General features: G+C 71.3%; 19 protein-coding genes. 9 read left to right on the forward strand and 10 right to left on the reverse strand.

What is annotated here, in order from left to right:
• Positions 1-3: 3 nt before the first annotated feature.
• Positions 4-1086 carry a nucleotidyltransferase domain-containing protein gene (locus tag WME90_RS07230; RefSeq protein ID WP_437280338.1) on the reverse strand — a complete coding sequence of 361 codons (1083 nt, stop codon included), beginning with the start codon at positions 1084-1086 and terminating at the stop codon, positions 4-6.
• A gap of 52 nt (positions 1087-1138) precedes the next feature.
• Positions 1139-2035, reverse strand: coding sequence for a hypothetical protein (locus WME90_RS07235; protein WP_437280339.1), 897 nt, complete (start codon positions 2033-2035; stop codon positions 1139-1141).
• Positions 2036-2287: 252 nt separating this feature from the next.
• Between WME90_RS07235 and WME90_RS07240 the strand changes: the two genes are divergently transcribed.
• On the forward strand, positions 2288-3367 hold the full coding sequence (locus tag WME90_RS07240; protein ID WP_437280340.1) for a glycosyltransferase family 4 protein: 1080 nt from the start codon (positions 2288-2290) through the stop codon (positions 3365-3367).
• Positions 3368-3381: 14 nt separating this feature from the next.
• A complete protein-coding gene (locus WME90_RS07245) occupies positions 3382-4575 on the forward strand; it encodes a glycosyltransferase family 4 protein (protein WP_437280341.1) in 1194 nt (397 codons plus the stop codon).
• Between the two features lie 123 nt (positions 4576-4698).
• Here WME90_RS07245 and WME90_RS07250 read toward each other — a convergent pair whose 3' ends face one another.
• A complete protein-coding gene (locus WME90_RS07250) occupies positions 4699-5832 on the reverse strand; it encodes a hypothetical protein (RefSeq protein ID WP_437280342.1) in 1134 nt (377 codons plus the stop codon).
• A gap of 689 nt (positions 5833-6521) precedes the next feature.
• Here WME90_RS07250 and WME90_RS07255 point away from each other — a divergent pair.
• The gene (locus WME90_RS07255) at positions 6522-6695 is read left to right on the forward strand and encodes a hypothetical protein (protein WP_437280343.1); all 174 of its coding nucleotides are present in this window, start codon (positions 6522-6524) and stop codon (positions 6693-6695) included.
• A gap of 82 nt (positions 6696-6777) precedes the next feature.
• A complete protein-coding gene (glgX, locus tag WME90_RS07260; protein ID WP_437280344.1) occupies positions 6778-8904 on the forward strand; it encodes a glycogen debranching protein GlgX in 2127 nt (708 codons plus the stop codon).
• A 35-nt stretch (positions 8905-8939) separates the two neighbouring features.
• On the opposite strand, the gene WME90_RS07265 is transcribed toward glgX, so the two are convergent.
• The 4 genes from WME90_RS07265 to WME90_RS07280 form a co-directional block, all read right to left on the reverse strand.
• Positions 8940-10217 carry a GNAT family N-acetyltransferase gene (locus WME90_RS07265; protein WP_437280345.1) on the reverse strand — a complete coding sequence of 426 codons (1278 nt, stop codon included), beginning with the start codon at positions 10215-10217 and terminating at the stop codon, positions 8940-8942.
• A gap of 47 nt (positions 10218-10264) precedes the next feature.
• Positions 10265-11161 carry a serine/threonine-protein kinase gene (locus WME90_RS07270; protein WP_437280346.1) on the reverse strand — a complete coding sequence of 299 codons (897 nt, stop codon included), beginning with the start codon at positions 11159-11161 and terminating at the stop codon, positions 10265-10267.
• Positions 11162-11386: 225 nt separating this feature from the next.
• Positions 11387-13216, reverse strand: coding sequence for a Rieske 2Fe-2S domain-containing protein (locus WME90_RS07275; protein WP_437280347.1), 1830 nt, complete (start codon positions 13214-13216; stop codon positions 11387-11389).
• 148 nt (positions 13217-13364) lie between these two features.
• The gene (locus tag WME90_RS07280) at positions 13365-14531 is read right to left on the reverse strand and encodes an RtcB family protein (protein ID WP_437280348.1); all 1167 of its coding nucleotides are present in this window, start codon (positions 14529-14531) and stop codon (positions 13365-13367) included.
• A gap of 166 nt (positions 14532-14697) precedes the next feature.
• On the opposite strand from WME90_RS07280, the gene WME90_RS07285 reads away from it, so the two are divergent.
• Positions 14698-16632: a D-glucuronyl C5-epimerase family protein gene (locus WME90_RS07285; RefSeq protein ID WP_437280349.1), complete on the forward strand. Its 1935-nt coding sequence runs from the start codon at positions 14698-14700 to the stop codon at positions 16630-16632.
• A 170-nt stretch (positions 16633-16802) separates the two neighbouring features.
• Complete coding sequence (locus WME90_RS07290) at positions 16803-17192, forward strand: tautomerase family protein (RefSeq protein ID WP_437280350.1); 390 nt, start codon at positions 16803-16805, stop codon at positions 17190-17192.
• 100 nt (positions 17193-17292) lie between these two features.
• On the opposite strand, the gene WME90_RS07295 is transcribed toward WME90_RS07290, so the two are convergent.
• The 3 genes from WME90_RS07295 to WME90_RS07305 form a co-directional block, all read right to left on the reverse strand.
• A complete protein-coding gene (locus WME90_RS07295; RefSeq protein WP_437280351.1) occupies positions 17293-18129 on the reverse strand; it encodes a cyclase family protein in 837 nt (278 codons plus the stop codon).
• Between the two features lie 233 nt (positions 18130-18362).
• Positions 18363-19844: a PEGA domain-containing protein gene (locus tag WME90_RS07300; protein ID WP_437280352.1), complete on the reverse strand. Its 1482-nt coding sequence runs from the start codon at positions 19842-19844 to the stop codon at positions 18363-18365.
• Between the two features lie 181 nt (positions 19845-20025).
• The gene (locus WME90_RS07305) at positions 20026-20445 is read right to left on the reverse strand and encodes a TetR/AcrR family transcriptional regulator C-terminal domain-containing protein (protein ID WP_437280353.1); all 420 of its coding nucleotides are present in this window, start codon (positions 20443-20445) and stop codon (positions 20026-20028) included.
• Between the two features lie 18 nt (positions 20446-20463).
• On the opposite strand from WME90_RS07305, the gene WME90_RS07310 reads away from it, so the two are divergent.
• From WME90_RS07310 to WME90_RS07320, 3 genes are all read left to right on the forward strand, one after another.
• On the forward strand, positions 20464-20739 hold the full coding sequence (locus WME90_RS07310) for a hypothetical protein (RefSeq protein WP_437280354.1): 276 nt from the start codon (positions 20464-20466) through the stop codon (positions 20737-20739).
• 282 nt (positions 20740-21021) lie between these two features.
• Entirely contained in the window at positions 21022-21564 is a 543-nt protein-coding gene (locus WME90_RS07315; protein ID WP_437280355.1) for a hypothetical protein, read from the forward strand.
• The gene (locus WME90_RS07320; protein ID WP_437280356.1) at positions 21561-22520 is read left to right on the forward strand and encodes a phosphotransferase; all 960 of its coding nucleotides are present in this window, start codon (positions 21561-21563) and stop codon (positions 22518-22520) included. Before WME90_RS07315 ends, WME90_RS07320 begins: the two co-directional genes overlap by 4 nt.
• The last annotated feature ends 91 nt before the right edge of the window (positions 22521-22611 follow it).

Genomic DNA, 22611 nt, shown 5'->3' on the forward strand with positions numbered 1-22611 from the left:
GCATCAGAACACCCCGTAGGTCTGGATGAGCTTGCAGAGCTCCTCGTCTTCCTTGAAGAAAAGCCGGTTGAGCCCGCCCTGGAACTCTCGCCCGATGTCCCGCACCCGCTTGAAGGTCGGGTCGCTGCCCAGCTGGTCGTCGAGCGGCAGCTGCTTCAGCCGGCCGCGCTCGTCCTCGTTCGACAGGAGCTCCAGGAACGCGTCGTAGCTGTCGAACAGCGTGCGCGCCGTCTCCGCGGAGATCGAGGGCCGGAGCAGCACCTCCGCCAGGCTCTCCAGGGGCGTCATCCGGATGCGCTCCCGCAAGAAGCGCACGAGCGCCGGCGTCGAGAGCCGCTCGCCGTCGTCGGTCAACGTCGTCCGGTCCTTGCAGAACAGCTCGAAGCCGAAGCAGGTGATGAGCCCGCTCACGAAGATGAGCTTCCGCGACATCCTGAGCTTCGCGTTGCGGAGCGCCCAGCCCGAGCTGCGCTCCCGCTGCTTGTAGACGAAATCGACCGCGACCGTGCGCCAGTACCGGACGATGTCGTTCAAGAGGAACATCGGGAGGATCTCGCGCTTGCTGCCGTAGCGCAGCCCGCGGTCGTCCTCCACGTAGCGCGAGAGCACGAGCCTGATCACCCGCTCGTGGGCGTCCGGCTTGCCGATGGCGAGCGACTCGAGGAGCAGCAGGATGCGCTGGGTCGTGTTCTTGTTCGTGTCCTCCTGCCCGCCGATCTGGTGGAGGATCGGGTGGCTGAAGGCCACGTTGCCGAACACGCCCGTCGGCCCCGGCTCATGGAACTTCGCCTCCCTCAGGATCTTGGTGATGGCCTGGACCTGGCTGAAGTGCCCCTCGTCGGCCTGACCGTCGATGAGCAGCGTCCAGTCGAGATCGCTCCCGGTCGTGTATTCGCCCCGCGCCAGCGAGCCGAAGACCACGACGCTCGTGTCGCACGGGATCTGCTCGCGGAGCAGCGCCGCGAGCCGCGCCCGGGTCTCCGCCGAGAGCCGAGCGGCCGCCTCGATGTTCGGCCACGATCGCCCCGTCTTTTCCCCGATCCGCTCGATGGCGCCTCGCGGCGCCGCGCCTTCATCTCTCGTCATCGATCGTACCCTCGATCGCCGGAGCCGCTCGTCGATCGCCGCGGCGCGCGCCTCACGCCCCGCCGTCGCCGGGGAGCGCGAGCCCGAACCACCGGTTCACCAGGTCATGGTGCTCCTCGAGGCGATCGCGGTAGCGGGGGGTGCCTTCGAGCGCGGCCCGCTCGAAATCGATCCAGTACAGGGCGCCCGTCTTCTCGCCGATGAGCACGTTGCCGAGCTTGACGTCGAGCGGCGCGACGCCGCGCGTGTTCATCGCCCGGACGATCTCCTCGATCCGGCCGCGGTAGGTCTCGCCGCCGCCGCTCGTGAACGCCTCGATCTCCCGCTTGTCGCGCTCCGGATCGAACAGCTGCCCGAGCGGCGCGAGGTCGATGTCGAGGACCTTCTGCCCGCGCTCGGCGACCTGATGTTGCAGCGTCTGTCCGCGCACGTAGTCGAGGTAAAGGGTGCGCGTGACAAGGTTGATATCGCGGATCCTCGGGACGCTCGGGAGGTCGCGCAGGCGGAAGAGCGCGGCCGCTTCGTTGTAGAAGAAGAGGCCGAGCAGGGCGAAGACGTGCGCCTCGATGGGCGCGTTCCGCGGCTGGCCGACGAAGCGCTTGCGGACGCACACGTAGCCGCCGCGCAGCACGATGTGCAGGCTGTAGCGCAGGCGCGGCATCTTCTCGCTCCGCCGGTTGAAGAATGCGACGTCGGCCGGGTGGAGCGCGAAGGCAAATCCGTCTTGATCGAGCTCCGCGAGCACCCTGTCCCCCGGGCCGAGCTCGGCGACCGACGGGATCTCGCTCGGGGTCACGGCGTCGGGCACGGGGAGCGGATTCTCGGCGAGCCGGCGCGCAAGGAGCGCCCTCACCGTCTCGAGCCGCACGGCGAGCAGCCTCGTCGCGGCATCCATGCCGGGCACGCGGCGCATGCCTTCGTCCAGGGCGCGCCGAAGCTCAGGATTCATGCCCGTCTAGTAGCCGCTTCCGTCCGGCAAATCAAAAGGTGAGGTGACGGCGAGGCGAGGTGGTACGCTGATCCAGCGACCTTGGGTGCGAGCGCCACCCAACGTCGACGAACGTCGACGACGGTCGACACGCGCCAACATGCGTGGGCGTCCATCAAACGCCACGATCGCCGGCGTGCGGGGGAGGCGCTGGGACCGCGGGGTGCGGTTTGCGCTTCAACAGGGGACCCGATTCGGGTAGCACAAGCATTCATGGGGACTTCGACGCTGCGGATCGTCCATGTCGTGAGCAGCCTGAACGGCGGAGGTATGGAGCACTTCGTGCTGCGCCTCGCCGAGGCACAGCGGCGGCACGGCCACGACGCCTCCATCCTCGCGCTGCGCGGCGGGCCGCTCTCGGAGCTGGCGCGGCAGCGGGCGCTGCCCACCACGGTGCTCGGCGGGCGCCTCCCCGCGCGGCTCGCGCACGCGGCCCTCTCCTTCGCGCGTTCCCGGCCGCACGTCGTCCATGCGCACAACCCCACCGCGCTCCACTACGCCACGATCGGCAAGCTCCTTACGCGGGCGCGGCTCGTCTTCACCGATCACGCCCAGACGCGCGGGATCATCCGCGTTCCGTCGCGCTTCGAGTGGCGTGAGACGGACGCGGTCGTCGGCTGTTCGCAGGACACGGCCAACAAGAGCGGCGCCGTGGGCGTGGCCAGCAACGTCTCTGTCATCCACAACGGGGTCGACATCACCCCGGCGCGGCGGACGCGCGACGAGGTGCGCGCCGAGCTGGGCCTCGACGCGGGCGTGTTCGTCGGGATCATGCCCGCCGCGTTCCATCCGGTGAAGGCGCACGACGTGCTGCTCCGGGCGCTCGCGCGGCTCCGGGAGCGGGGCGTCGCGGTCACGGTGCTCGTCGTCGGCGACGGCGACGAGCGCGACCGGATCCACGGGCTCGCGCGGGAGCTCGGGGTCCACGGCGCCGAGGCCCGCTTCCTCGGCTTTCGCAAGGACGTGCCCGATCTGCTCGTCGCCGCCGATTTCTTCGTGCTGCCCTCGCGCGACGAGGGGCTGCCGCTCGCCGTCCTCGAGGCCATGGCGCGCAGCCTGCCTGTCGTCGTGACGCCGGTCGGCGGGGTCCCGGAGGTGGTGCGGAACGAGGAGCACGGCCTGCTCGTCCCGGTGGACGGCCACGACGCGCTCGCGGACGCGATCGAGCGGCTCGCGCGCGATCCGGCGCTGGGGCGGCGGCTCGGCGAGGCGGGGCACGTGCGGGTGCGAGACGACTTCTCTTTCGAGAAGATGACGCGCAAATACGAGCAGCTCTATTTCAGCCTCACGTGACAGGCGAGCGCGCGATGAAGGTACTCGTCTTCACCCATCATTACCCTTCCACGCGGCTGCCCACGATGGCGCCGTACAGCTATCACACGTACAGGGCGCTCGCGCGCCGCTGCGAGCTGCGGCTCGTGGCCCCGACGCCCTGGTGGACGCGCGCGCGGAGCGCGCCCCGGGAGCTCCTCGGCGGCGCGCGCGAGGCGCACACCGGCATCGACGCGCTGTTCCCCACCTACTGGTCGATCCCGGGGCTGCCGAGCCTGCACGCGCGGGCGCTCCACGCGTCGCTGCGGGGCACGATGGCGGAGCTGCGGCGCGAGTTCCCGTACGACGCGATCCTGGCCGCGTGGGCCTATCCCGACACGGTCGCCGCGGAGGCGTTCGCGCGGGCGGCGGGGGTGCCGGTCGTCACGACGGTGCTCGGCAGCGACATCAACGAGCAGCCGAGGAACGCCGCGCTGCGGGTGCAGATCGCGCCGGCGCTCCAGCGCTGCGCCCGGGTGGTGGCGGTGAGCGGGGCGCTCGGGGAGCGCCTTGTGGAGCTCGGGGTGCCGCGGGAGCGCGTCGTCGTGCAGCTCAACGCGGTCGACGGCGCGCGGTTCGCGATCCGGGACCGGGCCGAGCCGCGGCGGCGCTTCGGCGTCCCGGCGGACGCGAAGGTCGTGCTCTACGCTGGTTATCATGTGCCCGAGAAGGGCGTGGACGTCCTCGTGGACGCGATGGCGCGCCTCGACCAGGCGGGCCGCCGCGACGTGCACCTGATGATGGTGGGCGGCGGCGAGCTGCTCGAGCCGCTGCGCGCGAAGGTGAGCGCGCTCGGCCTGGGCGACCGCGTGCGGCTGTTCGGCTGGGCGCTGCCCGCCGAGATCCCGGACTACATGGCCGCGTGCGACGTGTTCTGCCTGCCGAGCCGCCGCGAGGGCTGCCCGAACGTCGTCCTGGAGGCGCTCGCCTCCGGCCGCCCCGTCGTGGGGACCCGGGTCGGCGGCGTGCCGGAGCTCGTCCGCGAAGGTCACGGGGGCAACGGCCTCCTCGTCCCCGCGGGCGATCCCGGGGCGCTCGGGGCCGCGCTGACGCGGGCGCTGGACATGGGGTGGGATCCGGAGGCGCTGCGGGGCAGCGTGGGGGCGCTGTCCTGGGACGTCGTGGGGGCGCGTTATCACGCCCTCCTGGAGGAGGTCCTCGGCGAGCGGCGGGGCAGCGCGGCGGGCTGATTCAGCGGGGAAATTGAGCAGGGAGGCGGGAGACAGGGAGTATTCCGAAAATCTCACTCCCCGTCTCCCCGCTTCCCTGTGAATTCCCCGAAGAATTCGAGGGGATGTCTCAGGGATGAACGGTCAGCTCGCGCAGGGCGGAGGCTTCAGGCGGTAATCCCTGTAGTCACCTGGATTGCCCGCCTTCCCCTCGAGCGCGGCGATCGCGATGTTGTACATCTCCCGCGCGGTCACGTAGTGGAGCACCCACTCCTTGCCATCGTTGTACCGGGTGGTGAGCTCCCGGTGCAGCGCGTGGCCCCCGGCGCCGAGCAGCGACTCCGCCTGGTCCTCGGGCGCGCCGTGCGTGTAGACCTTGACGAACACCCACTCGGGCCTCCCGGCGACGTGGATGTTCTGATCCACCCACGTCTTCACCCGGTCCGGCGTCGGCGGGTCGATCGCCTGGAGCGCGCCGTACTCCATCCGCATCCGCACCCGGTTTCCCCGGCGCGTCACCGCGAGCGCGAGCGGGCCCTCGATCATCAGGATCCGGTCCTCCAGCACCTCGCCGACCTTGGCCCGCGCCCCCACGGCGTGGGCCTTCCGGCGCGCCAGGTTGCCTGTCGGCCAGTAGATCTGGTTCACGATGGAGTGCTGCGATTCGTCGGGGGCCGACGGGAACGTGTAGTCGGCATAGCAGCCCGTCTCGAAGAGGAGCGGGAGCTCCGCGTCGACTCCGCAGTTCCGCGAGTCCCGCCCGGAGTTCGCCAGACACCAGTTGCCGTGGATGAACCCGTAACGCATGCGCCCGTCCGGGTCGCGCGAGAAATGCCCGTGCTTCCCCAGGATGTCCAGGTACCTGAGGATGTCCGCGCGCAGGTTCTCCTCCGTGTCGTTGTGGTGGTGCAAGTGCAGCTCCACCTCGCCGAAGCCGCGGCGGGTGAGGTCCGCCAGGGCGTCGAGCCACCCGGGCGTGTACTGCTCCCCGGGAAAGAAGAAGCTGTGGCGCGGGTGCCGCCCGTCCGCGTCGCGGTAGGCGCCGGCCATCTCGGGATACCGCTCCGACCACGTCCTCACCCGCGCGTCGCCGACCTCCGGTGTGGCGTTCTCCCACCCTGGCTCCCAGTGGTCGCAGACCGCGAAGAGCACGTGCCGCGGGCCGAGCGGGCGCGGAGCACGGGCGTTCTCGATCCTCTGCCGGGCGTAGCCGCCGAGCCAGTTGTGAAGGTTCTTGCTCTTGAGATACTGGATCTTCGCCTGGAGTGTTCCGATCATGAGCTCTCTCGACCGCGACGCGTTGGACCGGCGGCCGCCGCGGCCGACCGGATACTAACCTGGCCCCCCCGGGCGCTGCCATAGCCGCCTCGGGGCCGCGCTGCGATCGAGACCACCACGCGCGGCGCGAGGCCGCCTGCCCCGAAAGGCGCGCGCGACGCAGGGCCCGCGCCGCGATGTCGCTCGCCACGTTCGTCATCCCGCCCGCGACGCGCGCGCGACACCGTCTTCGCCCACGCAAGCCGCGAGCGCGCGCGGCACGCCCGCCCACCCCGCACCGAGGAGCGCACAGCAGCCATGGAAACTCGCGCACACTCCAGCAGAGCCTGTGCGGCCGTCCCGGACAGCCTTCATCGTGCGCTGCCTTGCGGTGCGCATCGTGCTTTCAATTTTTGCGTCTGGCTGTCCGGTGCGTGCCGCCCTGACGTACCGAGGACGGTGCCTGTGGGGGGACAAATCGCCCCACATGTGGCGATTTGTGCCGCCCATCCTGTCTTCCCGCCACCTACCGTTGTGTCTGCGGTGAGCACCCGCACGGGGAGCCGTGCTGGCACGAGGCCTGCTCTGGGGGTGCGGACCGCAGCCATCACCGATTCAAGGAGCCAGGCATGATTTCAAGCACGAGGACGTCGAGCGAAGAGATGGGCTCCCTCCCGCCGCGGAGGACCCCGTTTGAGTCACCAGCTTCCATGACGGAGGCGTGCGAGCTAGCCCGGCGGCTCGTCGACGTGATCGAGCACCTCAGGATGTGCGCCCCGGAGGGCGATCAGGCCCAGGCGCTCCGCCTCGCAGAGGGGATGGCACGCAACGTCGCGGATGTCGTGACCGACGTCCTGCGCAGCCGGCGCGCCCACGTCGCCTAGCCGTGCGAGCGCGCCGACCGGGGCGGCAGCGTCAGCGAGGGGGGGCCGCGCCCCAGGCGTAGAGCTCCAGACCGAGACCATCATGAATCACAAGCGCAAAGGATTGCGACCTGGGGATCCGTACCCGCTCGGCGCGACATGGGACGGCATCGGAACGCAGTTCGCGCTCTTCTCCGAGAACGCCGAGGCTGTGGATCTGTGCCTCGTCGACGACGAGGGGAACGAGCAACGCCTGCCGATGCGTCACCGCACCTCCCTCGTGTGGCACGTCTACGTGCCGGAGGTAGGGCCGGGGCAGAAATACGCCTATCGCGTGCACGGCCCGTGGGCTCCGGAGCGGGGGTTGCGCTTCAACCCTCGGGTGCGCCTGCTCGATCCGTACGCGAAGGCGCTCGCCTCGCGGGTCCAGTGGGACGCGGGCGCGTTCGCCCACCGGAGCGGCGAGCCCGACGGCGATCTCGCCATGGCCGAGGGCGAGGCGCTCGGCGCCCCGCTCGGCGTCGTCATCGACCCGTCCTTCGACTGGAGCGGAGACCGGCGCCCGTATGTGCCGTTCCACCGAAGCGTCATCTACGAGGCGCACGTCCGCGGCCTGACGATGCTGCACCCCGAGGTCCCTGAGCACCTCCGCGGGACGTACCTTGGCATCGCCCACCCGGCCATCATCGGATACCTGCGGTATCTCGGCATCACGGCCATCGAGCTCCTGCCCGTGCACGCCTTCGTGCACGAGAAATTCCTGCTCGACAAGGGGCTCCGGAACTACTGGGGATACCACTCGATAGGCTTCTTCGCGCCGGACGTCGGGTACCGCGCCGGCGCCGAGGTGGCGTCGGAGGTGCGGCAGTTCAAGGAGATGGTGAAGGCGCTCCACGCCGCCGGGATCGAGGTCATCCTCGATGTCGTCTACAACCACACGGCGGAGGGCAACCACCTGGGCCCGACGCTGAGCCTCCGCGGCATCGACAACCCGACGTACTACCGGCTCGTCCCCGGCAACGAGCGCTACTATTTCGATTATACGGGTACCGGGAACACCCTCAACGTGCGTCATCCGCAGACGCTCCAGCTGATCATGGACTCCCTGCGGTACTGGGTGCTCGACATGCACGTGGACGGGTTCCGCTTCGACCTCGCGGCGGCGCTGGCGCGCGGCCTCCACGACGTCGACCAGCTCTCGAGCTTCTTCACGATCATCCACCAGGACCCGGTGCTCAGCCAGGTGAAGCTCATCGCCGAGCCCTGGGACGTGGGCCCGGGCGGCTACCAGGTGGGCAATTTTCCGGTGCGCTGGGCCGAATGGAACGGCCGTTATCGGGACACGCTGCGCGACTTCTGGCGCGGCTCCGGCGGCATCGCGTCCGATCTCGGGTTCCGGCTCACGGGGAGCAGCGATCTCTACGAGAACAGCGGGCGCAAGCCGTACACGAGCATCAACTTCGTCACGGCCCACGACGGCTTCACCCTGGCGGATCTCGTCTCGTACAACGAGAAGCACAACGAGGCGAACGGGGAGGGCGGCTGCGACGGCGCCGACGACAACCGCTCATGGAACTGCGGCGTCGAGGGGCCGACCGACGATCCCGAGATCCTGAAGCTGCGGTCGCGGCAGGTGCGGAACATCATGGCGTCTCTCCTGTTCTCGCAGGGGACGCCGATGATCCTCCACGGGGACGAGCGGGGGCGCACGCAGGAGGGGAACAACAACGGGTACTGCCAGGACAGCCCGCTCACGTGGCAGCCGTGGAGCTGGGACGAGCCGTCGCGGGCGCTCCTGGAGTTCACGCGCAAATGCATCCGCATCCGCCACGAGCACCCCGCGCTCAGGCGCTCGATCTTCTTCAAGGGGCGCCCGATCCGCGGCGGCAAGACCTACGATATCCAGTGGTATCGCCCGGACGGGGAGCTCATGACCGACGAGGACTGGTCGAACCCGTTCACGCAGTGCCTCGGCGTGTTCCTGTCGGGAGAGGGGCTCGACGACGTGGACGAGGAGGGCGATCGGCTGGTCGACGACGACTTCGTCCTGCTGCTGAACGCGTCGCCGTGCGACCTGGGCTTCCTCCTCCCCTTCGCCGACGATCCCAGGCCGTGGCAGCTCCTCATCGACACCCAGGACGACGCCGCCGTCGAGGCGCGGAAGGGCGGGGAAGAGACGGCGCTGACGTCGCGCTCGCTCAAGCTCTTCCTCCGTAGCCGGCGCATGTAGCAGAGGTGGGCGGAGACCGCGGTGGAGCGGGGCGCTCAGAACCCGTTGAAGGCGCCGAGGAAGAGCGGGGGGCCGGCGAACGCGGCGTCGAGGAGCGCGGCCGCCTTGGCGCTGCCCACCACGAAGCCCTGGCTGAGGAGATCGCGCGCCGAGGCGGCGCCGAAATAGATCTGCGTGAGCCGCTCGATGGAGAGCGAGAGGCGGTCTCCCGCCGTGCTGCCGGGCGTCGTCTGGACGCCGCGCGCCGCGAAGGTGACGTCGAAGGCGCGCGGCGCGTCCGTGAACACGGGGTCCTCCACGTCGACCCCGATGGCGCCGCGGACGGCGTGTTTCCGCGGCGACGGGTGCAGCGCGAGCGCGGCGGCGACGTCGACGATGCGCCCCATCGCGCCGGCCGCCGTCAGGCCGAGGACGCTGCGGCGGTGCGCCGCGTGCGCGGGCGGGCACAGGCCGGGGTGCCGGGCCGCCGTCTCGTACACGATCGGCTCCTCGCGGATGCCGGGCTCGTCGAGCAGCGGCGCGCCGTGGCCGCGCGGGAGCGTCAGCTCCACGATCTCGTACTGGTCGCCGAGCGCGCCGAGGAAGCCGATGAGCCCGCGGTGCGCGCCCGGCGTAGGCGCGCGGAGCTCCCGGACGATCAGCTGCTGGGCGCCGTACGCGCCGCCCTCCGGGACGTCGAAGAACAGGTAGCCGGCGATCGCCTTGGAGCCAGGATCCACGTAGACCGCGCCGCTCGGGGAGCGCTTGAAGACGCGCACGTCCCACCAGTAGTCGCTCCGCTTCAGCTGCCCGGTCGTGTCGGCCCGCGCGGCGTCGTAGGCCTGCTTGATGAGCGGCTCGTCCCGCGGGCGGGAGAAGGCCCTCACGTGGCGGCGCAGCACCGAGTCCGGGAGCCGATCGGGAGAGGTGCGCACGACGTCCCGGAGCTCGCAGACGCCGAAGCCGAACCTGCGGTAGAACGAGAGTCGGAACGGGTGGAGCAGGGCGAGCGCCTCGCCGCGGCGGCGCATGCGGCGGAGGCTCTCGCGCACGAGCCGATCCGCGATGCCCCGGCGGCGGAACTCCGGGAGCACCGCGACGGACGAGAGGCCCTGGAACGGCACGTCCGCGCCCGCGAAGCTCATCGTCAGGTCGAGCGAGGCGACGTATCCGACGAGCTGGCCGTCGGTCTCCGCGACGATCACGTTGTCGAGGGCGAGGTGCGCGTGCTCGGTGAAATACCGCAGCCACGCCTCCGGATCACCCGCCTGGAACGCGCGGTAGGCGACCGTCGCGAGGGTGCCCTCCTCGCCCTTGCGGGCGCTGCGAAACACGAGCTCATGGTTGGAACGGCTCGGGGTGCGGGTGCGCGCCATGCCGGTCAACCCGCCTCGGGAGGCGCGCTCCCGGGACCCGGCGGCCCGGGCGGCCCGTCGACCGCCCGGCGCAGCGCCTCGGACATCTCCTCGGCCGAGCCGAAGCGGCCGGACGGATCACGGGCAAGCGCCTTGACGAACCACGTGTCGAGGGGAGGCGTGATCTCGGCGCAACGCTGGCTCGGAGGCGAGAACGTGCCGATCCGGATGGCGCCGAGGAGGGCCTCTATCCCCTTCTGCTCGAACGGCGGTGCGCCGGTGAGCGTGTGGTACGCCATGACGGCCACGGACCAGAGATCCGAGCGGCCGTCGACGAGCTTCGGGTTGAAGAACTGCTCCGGGCTCATATAGACGAGGCTTCCGACCACCGCGCCCGTGTTCGTCAGCGTGGTCCCGTCAGGGTCGACATCCCCCCTGGCCACCCCGAAATCGAGCAGCTTGACGCAGGTGCCTCCGCCGATGTCGGCGAGGAAGACGTGCTCCGGCGTGATGTCCCGGTGAATGATGCCGAGCTTGTGGGCCGCGGTGAGCCCCGTGCAGAGCTGCGTGACGAGGGCGACCGCCTCCGGCAGGGGGAGGCGCCCGGCGCGCGCGAGCCGGTCGGACAGCTCTTCGCCCCGCAGCAGCTCCATCACGATGTACGAGAGTCCGTTGTCGGCGACGCCGTGCTCGTACACCTCGGCCACGTGAGGGCTCTTGATCCTCGTCATCAGCGCGCCCTCCCGGTGGAACCGGGCGACCGCGGTCGGATCGGTCGCGAGCGACGCTGAGATGAACTTGACGGCGACGTCCTTGCCGAGCCCGCGGTGATGCGCCGTCCAGATGCTGCCGACGCCCCCCATCCGGAGCAGGGTGTCGAGCGTCAGGTGCGGCGCTACGTGGGATCCAGGCTCAAGCCGCATAGACGGTCAGTATGAAGGATGCTCGTTCCAGTGCACGTCTCTCTTCTGGCCACCTGACGAGCAGCCGGGCGGCGGAGCGCTCGGGTGACATTGATTTGACACCGACGTAGGCGCGTAAGCCCGCTCCCCCGCGGCGCTCGTCGCGCGCCGCGCGCGCCGCCCAGCGACCGGCCGGCGCCGCGCCTCGGGCGTGGGGGCAAGGCTCGGACCTGCACGCCGCGCGGCTCAATACAGCCCCTCGGGTGGCCGCCCATCGGACATGAACTTCCTCGCCACAGCCGCGATCCGGCGCGCAGAGACCTCCCGCCGGACGGGGACGACGTGGGTGAGCAGCGCCGCGAGGTACGCGCCGTCGGGCTGAGGATCGGACGACTCGAGCCGCTCCAGGGCCTCGAGCGTCTTCACGGCGTGCGCCGTGAAGATGGGCCTCACCGCGGCGTCGAACGCGGCGAAGGGGGCGAGCTCGGCGAACGCGCGCCGGCGACCCGCGGCGTCGAGCTCCCGCGCGATCGCGAGCGCCGCGCCGAGGTTGCGCGCCTCCACCGCCTGGAGCAGCCCGCCGCCGGGCGCGCGCTCTCTGGGTGGTTGCGGTGGTTGCGGCGGTCGCGGCGCCGCGGCGTCCGCCTTGCGGAGCTTGCCGACGAAGCCGGCCGCGAGCACGGCGAGCTGCGCGGCCTCGCGCGGGAGGGCCTCGCGTCCGAGCGCCGCCGCCGCCTCCGCGAAGGTGACGGCGTGGGTGACGTCGAGCACCCCGACCTCGGCGTCGAGGCGCGCTTCCCAGGCCGAGTCGAAGCGCGCGAGGCGGACGGCCGCGGCGTGGCCGATCGCGCCGAGCAGCGCGAGCGGACCGGCGCCGCGCGCGAGCCAGCGCACGGTCGCCTCGACGGCCGGCTGCTCTCCTGCGAGCACGTCCGCCTCGAAGGCGGCGCGCTCCGCGCGATCGAGCGGCGGAGCGCCCGCGGCGCCGGGCCCCGCCTCCCGTGGCCCCGCGGCGTCCGAGCGCGCGGCCCCCCCGGCGCCGTCGGGGACGGGCAGGGGCACGTCGGCGAGGCGCGCGAGCGCGGCGCGCGTGGCGGCGAAGGGGGGCAGGCTCGTGTCGGCGGTGGCCCAGGCGAGCTGCACCGTGGAGGCGGCGAGGACCTCGTCGGCGGCGGAGGAGAACCGCGCGGCCAGCTCGAGCGCCTTCGAGAGGAAGATGGCGCCGTGCCCGTAGTCGTACAGGTGTTGCGAGACGAAGGGCAGGAGCGCGCGGCGCGCGCCGGCCGCGCCGCGGATCTCGACGAGCTCGCGCATCCGCGCCTCGGCCTCGTCGCGGCGCTCCGCCGCGAGCGCCTCGCTCACCTTCGCCGGCTCGTCGAGCTCGAAGTCGGCGATGCGCGCGAGCGGCGAGCCGGCGCCCACCTTGCCGGCGCCCTTGCCGCGGGGGCCGAGCCGGGCCGACGCCTCGCCGATCGCGTGGGCGGCGACGACGAACGCCTCCTCGGCGGGGACCCAGCCGCGCTCGACCCACGAGCAGAGGTCGGCGAGCAGGGCGAGGCCGTGATCGAAGCCGTACTCGGCGCGCTCCGCGCCGTCCTTGGCGAGCACCTCGAACGCGAGGTGCAGGCTGCCGAGGCCGGTCTCCCCCCGGTGGAGCCCGAGCGCGCCCAGCCGGAGGCCCTCGCGCAGGGCGCGCGCCGGCTCGTCGCGCAGGATCGCCTCGCGCAGGCCGGCCACGAGGCGCCGCACCTCGGCCGCGGTGTCGACGGCCCGGTTGAGCAGCACGCGCCCGCCGTCGACGCGGGTGGCGTAGCGCCGCACGGGCTCGCCGCCGAACGAGCAGGCGCCCGAGGCGAGCTCGAACTTCCAGTTGTGCCACGCGCAGGTCAGCACGCCGCCGCGCAGCGTGCCCTGCGAGAGCGGGTAGCCCTGGTGCGGGCAGCGATCGTCGAGCGCGTGGACCTCGCCGCCCCGGAGCACGCACGCGAAGCGACGCCCCGCGTCGTCCTTGCGCAGCACGGGCTCCTCCGCCGGAAACTCGGAGAGGGGGCCCAGATCGATCCAGTCCGACTTCATGGCGTCTCCGCGCGGCCGCGCGCGCCGCGGCAGGCAGGCGGCGCGCGCTGTGAAAGCGACGCGCATCGTAGCCGAGAGCGGGGCGGGGAGGGGCCGCGAATCCGGGGCGCGCCGCGAAAAGCCCCGGATCCGCGCCCGCGCCGGCGGCTCACCCCTTCACGCACAGGACCTGCCGGAGCTCGGCGACGATCTCCACGAGATCGCGCTGGTCCTCCATGACGCGCTCGATCGGTTTGTACGCCGAGGGGATCTCGTCGAGGACGCCGCCGTCCTTGCGGCACTCGACGCCGGCCGTCTGCGCGGCCAGGTCGTCGACCGTGAAGCGCCGCTTCGCCTCGCCGCGGCTCATCTTTCGCCCCGCGCCGTGCGAGGCGCTCTCGAACGCCTCGGGGTTGCCGAGGCCGCGGACGATGTACGAGCGCGTGCCCATCGAGCCGGGGATGATGCCGAGCTCGCCCTTGCCAGCGCGGATCGCGCCCTTGCGCGTCACCAGCACCTCTTCGCCGAAATGACACTCTTCTGCCACGTAATTGTGGTGGCAATAGATGGCTTCCTGGATCGCGAGCTCGGGGAAGTGCCGGCGGAGGACGCCCTCGGCGAGGTGGAACATGGCCTCGCGGTTCGCGCGCGCATACCGCTGAGCCCAGAAGAGGTCGTGCCGGTAGGCCTTCATCTCCGGGGTGCCGGCGAGGAACACCGCGAGATCGCGATCGGGCAGATCGCGGTTGTGGGCGAGCTTCTTCGCCGTGGCGATGTGGATCTCGGCGAGCTCCTTGCCGATGTTGCGAGAGCCGGAGTGGAGCATCAGCCACACGCCGCCGTCCGTGTCGAGGCAGAGCTCGATGAAGTGGTTGCCGCCCCCCAGCGTGCCGAGCTGGCAGCGCGCCCGCGTGAACAGCCCCTGGACCTTCGGGCTCAGGCTCGCGAACTCGTCCCAGAGCGAGAGGCGCTCGAACCCCTTCGGCGGGGCGTCGTGCGCGGCGAACCCGACGGGGATCGCCCGCTCGATGTCGCCGCGGATCCGCCGGAGATCGTCGGGCAGATCGGCCGCGGTGAGGTTCGTGCGGAGCGCGCCCATCCCGCAGCCGATGTCGACGCCGACGGCGGCAGGCGCGACCGCGTCCCGCATCGCGATGACCGAGCCGACGGTCGCGCCCTTTCCGAAGTGGACGTCGGGCATGGCGGCGACGTGGTGAAACACCCAGGGCAGGGCGCTGATGTTCCGCAGCTGCTCCAGCGCGATCGCCTCGACCTCGTCCGGCCGGGTCCACAGCTTGATGTCGACGTTCTTGCCTTGGATCTGCGCGGGTCCCATGCGGGCAGAATAGCGCGCGGCGCGTGCGGGTGAATCGCTCGCGGCGCGTGCGGGTGAATCGCCCGCGGCGCGGGCGAGCGAGCCGCGCGCTGCTGCTCCGTTCGGCCTTGCGGGACCACGGGGTTCTTGGTACGCGTCGAAATCGCTGCTTCCTGGGTCCTTGTTCATGCCGTCTGCTCGCGCGCTCTCCATCGCAACCCTGGCGGCCCTCGCCGCCCTGTCGTCGGCGCTCACGAGCGGTTGCGACGGCCGCAAGCCGAGCGAGGACCCGGCGGCCGCGAAGCCCTCCGCCGCACCGGCCGCGACCGCCAGCGCCCCGGCAGATGCGGAAGGTCGGATGCGCGCCCCGCCTCCGGGCGACGACCGCTTCGCCGCCCAGATCGCGGCGAACCTGCCTCGGGTGCCCGACCCGGTGATCCAGGCTCCGGAGGGCGGCGGCGCGGGCGCCGAGCTCGACAATGGCGCCTTCCGTGATCGCGCCATCGCCTTCGTCCGCCAGGTGGCAGCGGGCGGTGACAAGGTGACGTGTGATCTCGCCCTCTCGTCCAAACGCCCCTTCCGCGCCGTGGTGATCGGCTTTCAGGAAGGGAAGCAGATCGCCCGCGGGGAGGCGTCGGACGCGGGGCTCTGCGTCGCGCTGAAGGACGCCGCGCGCCGGGCCGTGGCCGCGGCGGGCGGCGCGGCGGCGATGACGAGCGCGCTCGCGGGCGCGCGGCTGGTCGTGGAGCTGCCGGATCATCGCGAGTCGATGGTCGAGAGCGCCGAGCGCCCGGGGAAGGGCGTCGAGCTCGTCGAGGGGCTCGTGCCCGTCCGGGCCCTCGACAAGGCCCTCCTCACGCGCCGCATCGAGGACGGCAAGGGCTATCTCTTGCGCGTCATCGATCCGCGGCACAAGGGGGTTCACAAGTACTACCACGCTCCCGCCGACCGGTTCGAGCGCGAGCTGCACACGATCTACACCGCGTCCACGGCGCTGACGCTGCTGAAGCTGCACGCCTACAAGCCCGACGAGCGGCTGCTCCGCCTGGCGACGGAGGCCGCCGGCTTCATGATCGGGATGCAGAGCCGCGAGGCGCGCGATCGCACGGCCGGCGGCTTCTTCTATGCGTTCGACCTGGAGCGCGAGCGGCCCGAGCGCCGGCTCGTCGTCGGTACGGCGTCGAAGTCGATTTTCACGCTCATCGAGCTCTACGGCGTCACCAAGGACAAGAAATACCTCGAATCGGCGGTGCTCGCGGCCGACTGGCTGATCTCGATGCAGCGGCCCGACGGAAGCGTGCGCTCGGCCCTGATCGGGCAGGAGGGCGGCACGTGGAAGGTCCAGGGCAAGGAGTCGACGCTCTACACGGGGCAGGTCCTCTCCGCGCTGTCGCGCACCTACCGGGCCACGAACAACAAGAAGTACCTCGACGCCGCGGCCAGGACGGCGGACTTCCTGCTCGCCAGGATCGCGGAGAAGGGGTGTTTCCTCGGCGACGATTACAGGAAGCCCAACCCCATCTCGAGCTCGTGGGCGGTGCAGTCGCTGCTCGACTTCGCGAAGGCCGGCGGCGACCAGCGCGTCGAGCAGACCGTCTTCCGCTGCGCCGACGACCTCGTGAAGCGGCAGTGGCGCAGGCCCGAGGACGCCTATCGCTACGGCCGCTGGCAGCGGTCGCTGTCGAGCAGCGGGACCGGGTGGCTCGCAGAGGTGATGTCGGAGGTGTACCACCACTGCCGGAAGAAGGGCACGGCGGGCTGCGATCGGTACAAGGACGCGGTGGTCGCCGCGATCCGGTTGCTCTTGCAATACACTTACGGGCCGGACAGCTCGTTCGTGGTGAAGAACCCGAAGGCGGCCGCCGGCGGGGTGTTCTGGAGCGTCAGGGATCGCTACGTGCGCACCGACTCGGTGTGCCACGCGATGAACGCGTACCTCAACATGATCGGCGAGCTCGGCGACGGCCCGCTGCTCACGCTGCCCGAGCGGCCCTTGGCCGAGCGGATGGCGCTCGCCGCCGAGGCGCCGGGCGCGGCGGACGCGGGGCTCTCCGAGGAGGAGGGCGAAGAGGCCGCAGGGCAGTCCCGGCCGAAGGGCGACGGCGAGGACGCGGACGACTGAAGACAGCGCGTGCAGACGAGGTGGCGTCGCCGCGGGGCGCGGCTGCGGCCCGGGGTCGCCTCGCCTCGCCGAGCGGGGCGTCAGAGCGCGGGCGGACCGAGCCCGGAGCCCGTACGAGAGACGAGAGCAGTTCGGTTGAACGAATTGACGCTGTTCCAGGAGAACCCCCGATGGCTCAAGTGAAGGTCTACGGAATCAAGGAGAAGCTCAACCCGGTGAAGGAGGCCCTGTCGAGGGTGATCCACGCCTGCGTCATGGAGGCGCTGCAGATGCCGCAGGACAAGCGGGCGCACCGCTTCTTCCCGATGGATCGCGAGGACATGCTGGCGCCGGGGGTGCGGACCGACGCCTACACGATCATCGAGATCATGATGATGACCGGGCGCAGCGTCGAGACGAAGAAGAAGCTCGTGCGGCTCCTGTTCGACAAGATCCGGGACGAGGTGGGGATCGAGCACCAGGACATCGAGATCTGTATCTCGGAGTCGCCGCCCCACGACTGGGGGTTCCGCGGGATGCACGGCGACGAGGTCAAGCTGAACTACAAGGTCAACCTCTAGCGTCGGTCGCCTCGGGCGACCGCGGCGATGTTGTGGTCTTGCGCGTCTGCGAGGAGGCGAGGGGCAAGGGAATGCCGCCGAGCCCGCTCGGAGGCGACGGTCAGCGCGGCAGCGCGGCCACGATGCGCAGCGGCCCGCCGGAACCGGCGCGAATCTTCATCGGGAGCGCGATGACGAGCGCGCCTCGCGGGGGCAGCGACTCGAGCGAGGCGACGTTCTCGAACGCCGGAATATCCGCCCCGAGCAGCACCTGGTGCGCGATGAAACTCTTCGACGGGCCGTGATCGATGCTCGCCGTGTCGATGCCCACCGCCCCCACGCTCCGCGCGACGAGCGCCCGCGCGGCGTCCTCGCCGATGCCAGGGAAATGCAGCGCCTCGGCGTGGCCAGGTCGATCGTCGCCGAGATAGCGCTTCTTGTCAGGCCAGCGCGCGCCCCAGCCCGTCCGGAATATCACGATGGTGAGAGGCTCGATGGCGCCGTGCGCCCGCTCGAACGCCTCGATGTCCGCCCGGGTCACGAGGTAGTCGCTGTCCCTGGACGCGGCGGCCGACACGTCCACCACCACCGCGGAGCCCACGAGGCGCGACAGGGGCACGGCGTCCGCGGTCGATTTGCCCTCGGCGAAGTGGATGGGCGCGTCGAGGTGCGTGCCGCCGTGCTCCGGCGCGCAGAGCGTGTACGCCGAGTAGAAGTAGCCGCCCTCGGTCTTGCCGTAGTGCACCGTCTCGTGGGTGAATCCGGTCGTCGCCGTGGGCCAGTAAATGGTCTTGTCGTCGAAGGGATAGGTCAGGTCGACGAGCCGCGCGCCCACGGGCAGGCGGATGTCGCTTGCGCCCGCGCCTCCGGGCGTGTCGCTCCGCGCTGCGGCCTGCTCCGCCGCGCAGCCCGCCGAGAGCGCGGCGAGCAGGATAACCATCGAGATCAACGTTCGCATCGAGCCCCTCCTGGCCGGCCATGGTGCGGGCCGCGTGCGCTGATTCTTGCACCGGCCTCGCGCCGGCGCACCATCCTGACGTCGCGTGCAGGAGAGCAACCCGGAGAGGAGGGCGGGGAGCGACGAGGAGGCCAGCGCGGCGCTGCTCGATCGGCCCGTCTGAAGCGCTCTCGCCAGCCCTCGCCATGCGTCTTCGCAGCGCCGGTGTGCGCCTCGGAAACCGAGAACCGTCGTCAGAATCGGTATCCTGCGGTGACGTTCGGCAAGAACATCGTGAACGAGCCGTGGGCCAGCTCCTGAAACACGACCTTCTTGCCCGGCGCGCAGTCGACCGTGGGGTGCGCCTCGTCGCACTCGGCCCCGACCACGTAGGTGTTGCCCGTCTGGAGCGGCGGGCCGTCGACAAGGAAGAAGCCGACGCCGAGGCCCGCGCTGGCGCTGAAGTGCCCGAGCCTCAGCCGGAGCCTCAGCTCGGGTATCGCGAATGCGGCGGCGGAGCGCACGGCCACGCCCGCGCTCTGCACCGCCACGCTGACGGTCCTCTGCGCGTCGGACGCCGTGCCGGTCACCTCGTCGCGCGTCTCGGCCAGCACCACGCCGAGCCCGAGCGCGCCGCCGACGTCGAGCCATGATGACAGCCCATAATGATAGCTGCCGCCGACGATCACCGTCACGCCGGCCATGAGGATGTCGTCGTGAAAGCTGTACCGGATAGGGAGCCTTTCGTCGCTTCCGTCCGGAGCGGCGTATGTCGCATCGAGGGAACGATCGAGCGACGTGTGGAGCCTCAGATACCCGGCCGTGAGCTCGATGGCGGCGCCGATCGGGAACTCGTAGCTGCCGCGCACGCCGGCGAGGACGCCGGACGGGCGCGAGATGCCCGAGCAGCTGAAGCTGCCGCAGCTCCGCTCGGCGTCGCTCTCGAGCGACGAGGCGAAGGCGTAGCCGGCGGCCGCTTCCACCGAGAACGTTCCGGCCTTCTCGCCTGGAGCAGTTGCTGCGGGGCGATGGGGAGCGGCGAGCTCCGCGTCGTCTTCGTCCTGCTGACGGCGCAGCCGAATCGCGAGCGGTGTCAGGAGCACGTCGACGCGCACCGTCTGCCCGCCGGCGACGGTGACGCGGGTCTCGAATGGCTCGAAGCCCTCCTTGTCAACGCGTAAGATATGACTGCCCGCCGGGACGCGGAACGAGGAGTTCGAGGGATGGACGCCACGGCTCCGGCCGTTGAGCGTGATCGCTGCGCCACGCGCGACGCGCTGGATGACGATCGTGCCGATAAGGCTTCTCAGCTCGGCGGCCTCACGCTGAGCACTGGCTTTGACATCGGCCGACAGGCTGTCCGAGAAGTCGCGCAGCAGAATCTCGAAGAGATCGAGCGCCTCGTCGAACCGCTGGAGGTGCTTCAAGCACACAGCGGCCCCGATCGTCGCGCTGCTGCCAGGGTAGAGCTCTCTGGATGCGAGGAATTCCGCGAGCGCCGCGTTCCATGCGCCGTCGTCGGCGAGCTTCTTTCCTCTATAGAAACGTGCCTCCGCCTCGGCTCTCGCGCTGGATTGGTCCTCGACGGCAGCAGGAGGGACGGGCGTGGGCGAGTCAGGATCGGGGGGAGGCGCGGGCGCGTTCGCAGGCTGGGCGAGCGCGTTGCCCGTAGCTGACACGAGCAGGATAGTATGTAGAATTGCAGTGCGATTGCGTGATGCGCTATTCTTCGCCATACGACCGATCCGAGGATAGGTTCTCTTTGTCGGAGTGAAGAGTCGCCTCGGCTCTGGGGCGGCTTGGCGGCATGCTAGCGGAGGGGCGACGTGACGGCCGAAGAAGGTCGCTCGATCATCGAGCGAGCCCGCGAGATCGGCCCGAGCAGGGTCGAGGATGCTTTGCTCGACGCGCCGGCGGTCAGCCGCTCCGGCGGGGCGCCCGCTTCTTGGCTCCGACGTGCGGCGAGCTCCTGGACTCCCTCGGTCGCGGCGCCCCTTCGAGCTCCGCTTCAAGTCCCTTGAGGATGAGCCCCAGTCCATACCGGAACCGCGCCTCCGTGTCGGTGCTCAGGAGGTGCGGGAGCGCCGCCGCGAGGTGCGGGTAGGCCCCTCGTTCCACCGCCTCGCGGAAGCGCGCTGGATCGGCCTTGCCGGGGTCCGCTCCCGGGCGGACCACCAGGGCCTGCTCCTCGAGGGTGAAGCCGATCACGTAATACACGATCGACCAGCACCCCCACGCCGCGGCGCGCGGGGAGAGACCGGCGTCGCTCAGCGTGCCGAGCAGCACCTCCGAGACCCGCAGCGTGTTGTCCTGCGCGACGTAGGTCCCCGCGAACACCCGAAGGTTCGAGTCCGTGTGCTGGAGCAGCGGCGGACGCGCACCGAGCAGTCGCGCGCGCTCACGGTGCACCCGAGTCGGAAGGGGCTTCCGCTCCGGGAGGCAGGCGCGGCGTGGGGCGATCGCGTCGACGTCGTCCGCGCGACAGCCGCCCCGGAGAGCGATCTCGCCGCCGTCGATGCGGTCCTGGTGAGGCCGGACGGGCACGTCGCGTGGGCGAGCGAAGCCGCCCGGCGGGCGACGCGCCTCGCCGATCTGAGGAGCGCGCTCGAGTCCTGGTGCGGGCCCGCGTGAGGCCGCGGTGGCGCGCTCACACCTTCGGCTCGGATGAGGCGGAGAAGGTGGAGCGCCGACGCCCGTTCGCGCGTTCAGCGCCCGTACGCTCCTGGATTCGGCCTGGCGCGCCCCGACGCGAAGCGCTAGCGTCTGGCCAGGGTGCGCAGGGGCGCCCTTCCCGCCGGAAAGAAGCCTTTCACCCTGCGACGCGACGATCGCGATTCACCTCGCACCGTCATGACCACGTCGACATCCTCGGGCCGAGGGAGCGGGTAGCGGCCGATTCGAGAGGAGACGTCCATGATGGATCCCGTTCGCGAGCTGAAGATCCGCGCCGAGCTGCTGCACAAGCAGCTCGCGTCGAACGACGCCGAGGCGCTCTTGCGCCTGCGCGCGCTGCCCGAGCTCTCCCGCGCCGACGAGGCCGCGCTCGCCGCGGCCGCTTCCGGCATCCGCCGGAAGCACTGCCTCGCGGTGGTCGCGCGCGAGTGCGGCTTCTCGAGCTGGGAGCGCGCGCGCCTCGCCCTCGCGGGAGAGCCCGGCGCGCCCGAGCTCGGGACGCTGCTCTACGGGCGGGATGGCGGCGTGCTGCACCACTGGTTCGCGACCTACGATGAGGCGCGCGCCCACGTCGAGGCGCTGCCGGAGGCGTCGCGCGGCTATCTCCTCGCGTACAACCTCCATTTCTTCATCGCCGATCGCGCGTTCATCGCGTCGCTCGGGCTCGATCCCGACGATCCGGACTGGCAGGCGATCGGGTGGGACTGGGCACGTCCTGCCGATCTCGCCGCGCGGAGCCGCCTCTACGCAAAGCGGCTCGCCGCGACGCGGGGGCTGGCATGAGCGCCCCGGAGATGCACCCGGACCTCACCGCCGCGCTCGAGGCTGGGTTCCCCGGGCGCCCGGTAGAGGACGTGATCTCGCTCTCCGGCGGGTTCTCCGGCGCGGCGCTGATCGCGTTCGTCGTCGACGGCGCGCCGTACGTCGCGAAGCGCTTCGCGGTCGATCCGAGCGATCCGGAGCGCGCCGCCCGCGAGATCGCGTGCATGCGCATCGCGTCCGAGCGCGGCGTCGCGCCGCGCCTTCGCCACGCGGACGCGCGGACGGGCGTGACGATCATGGACCGCATCGCGGGGACGCCGCTCCGCCCGACGAGCGATCCGACGCAGCTCGAGCGGGTCGCGACGGCGCTGCGGCGGCTCCACGACGGTCCGCCGTTTCCACGCGGCCCGTCGCGCATGGACTTCCTGCGCTTCCTCGACGCCCAGTGCGCGGCGCTCGCAGGCGTGGGCCTGCCAGACGAGCTCGCGCGCGCCGTCGCCGAGCTCGAGCGGGTGAGCGCGCCGCACGCGCACTCGGCCGCGTGCCATCGCGACCTCAACCCGAACAACGTGCTCGTGACGGCCGACCGCGTGTACTTCGTCGACTGGACCACCGCAGGCGCGGGAGATCCGTTCGTCGATCTCGGGCAGCTCGGTGTCTTTGCGTATCCGCGGCCCGAGCAGCGCGAGGCGCTGCTCGAGGCGTACCTCGGGAGGCCCGCGAACGACGACGAGCGCGCGCGGGCGCGCCTCGGGCGCGCCATCGCCCTCGCCTTCTACGCGGCCAGCTTCTTCTTCGGGGCAGCGCGCCTCGGCGGGCCGCCTCCTGAAGACGACGCGTCCCGCTCGCTCGCGGAGGTCCTCGCCGCGTTCGGCGCCGCGCCGGAGCGCACGCACCCCGGCGGCGTCGCCGCGGCCCTCCTGCGCGAGGCGCGACAGGAAGCCCGAGCGCTCGACGTCCTGCGCGGCTGGCCATGACGTCACGCTGAAGGCATGGGGCGTGAGCCGCCGACGACGAGCGCGACCCGCCTCGATGCTGCCCCGGCGAGCTCGACGGGCAGCGTGACGT

Source organism: Sorangium sp. So ce375, from assembly GCF_051473855.1.
Classification (GTDB): domain Bacteria; phylum Myxococcota_A; class Polyangia; order Polyangiales; family Polyangiaceae; genus Sorangium.

Bases quoted from the DNA above. Each gene is read 5' to 3' on its own strand.
- WME90_RS07300 (WP_437280352.1), bottom strand. From the start codon at position 19,844: ATGGCGAAGAATAGCGCATCACGCAATCGCACTGCAATTCTACATACT.
- WME90_RS07320 (WP_437280356.1), top strand. From the start codon at position 21,561: ATGAGCGCCCCGGAGATGCACCCGGACCTCACCGCCGCGCTCGAGGCT.
- WME90_RS07235 (WP_437280339.1), bottom strand. From the start codon at position 2,035: ATGAATCCTGAGCTTCGGCGCGCCCTGGACGAAGGCATGCGCCGCGTG.
- WME90_RS07295 (WP_437280351.1), bottom strand. From the start codon at position 18,129: ATGCGAACGTTGATCTCGATGGTTATCCTGCTCGCCGCGCTCTCGGCG.
- WME90_RS07240 (WP_437280340.1), top strand. From the start codon at position 2,288: ATGGGGACTTCGACGCTGCGGATCGTCCATGTCGTGAGCAGCCTGAAC.
- WME90_RS07270 (WP_437280346.1), bottom strand. From the start codon at position 11,161: ATGCGGCTTGAGCCTGGATCCCACGTAGCGCCGCACCTGACGCTCGAC.
- WME90_RS07245 (WP_437280341.1), top strand. From the start codon at position 3,382: ATGAAGGTACTCGTCTTCACCCATCATTACCCTTCCACGCGGCTGCCC.
- WME90_RS07230 (WP_437280338.1), bottom strand. From the start codon at position 1,086: ATGACGAGAGATGAAGGCGCGGCGCCGCGAGGCGCCATCGAGCGGATC.
- WME90_RS07255 (WP_437280343.1), top strand. From the start codon at position 6,522: ATGACGGAGGCGTGCGAGCTAGCCCGGCGGCTCGTCGACGTGATCGAG.
- WME90_RS07275 (WP_437280347.1), bottom strand. From the start codon at position 13,216: ATGAAGTCGGACTGGATCGATCTGGGCCCCCTCTCCGAGTTTCCGGCG.
- WME90_RS07290 (WP_437280350.1), top strand. From the start codon at position 16,803: ATGGCTCAAGTGAAGGTCTACGGAATCAAGGAGAAGCTCAACCCGGTG.
- WME90_RS07285 (WP_437280349.1), top strand. From the start codon at position 14,698: ATGCCGTCTGCTCGCGCGCTCTCCATCGCAACCCTGGCGGCCCTCGCC.
- glgX (WP_437280344.1), top strand. From the start codon at position 6,778: ATGAATCACAAGCGCAAAGGATTGCGACCTGGGGATCCGTACCCGCTC.
- WME90_RS07315 (WP_437280355.1), top strand. From the start codon at position 21,022: ATGATGGATCCCGTTCGCGAGCTGAAGATCCGCGCCGAGCTGCTGCAC.
- WME90_RS07280 (WP_437280348.1), bottom strand. From the start codon at position 14,531: ATGGGACCCGCGCAGATCCAAGGCAAGAACGTCGACATCAAGCTGTGG.
- WME90_RS07250 (WP_437280342.1), bottom strand. From the start codon at position 5,832: ATGATCGGAACACTCCAGGCGAAGATCCAGTATCTCAAGAGCAAGAAC.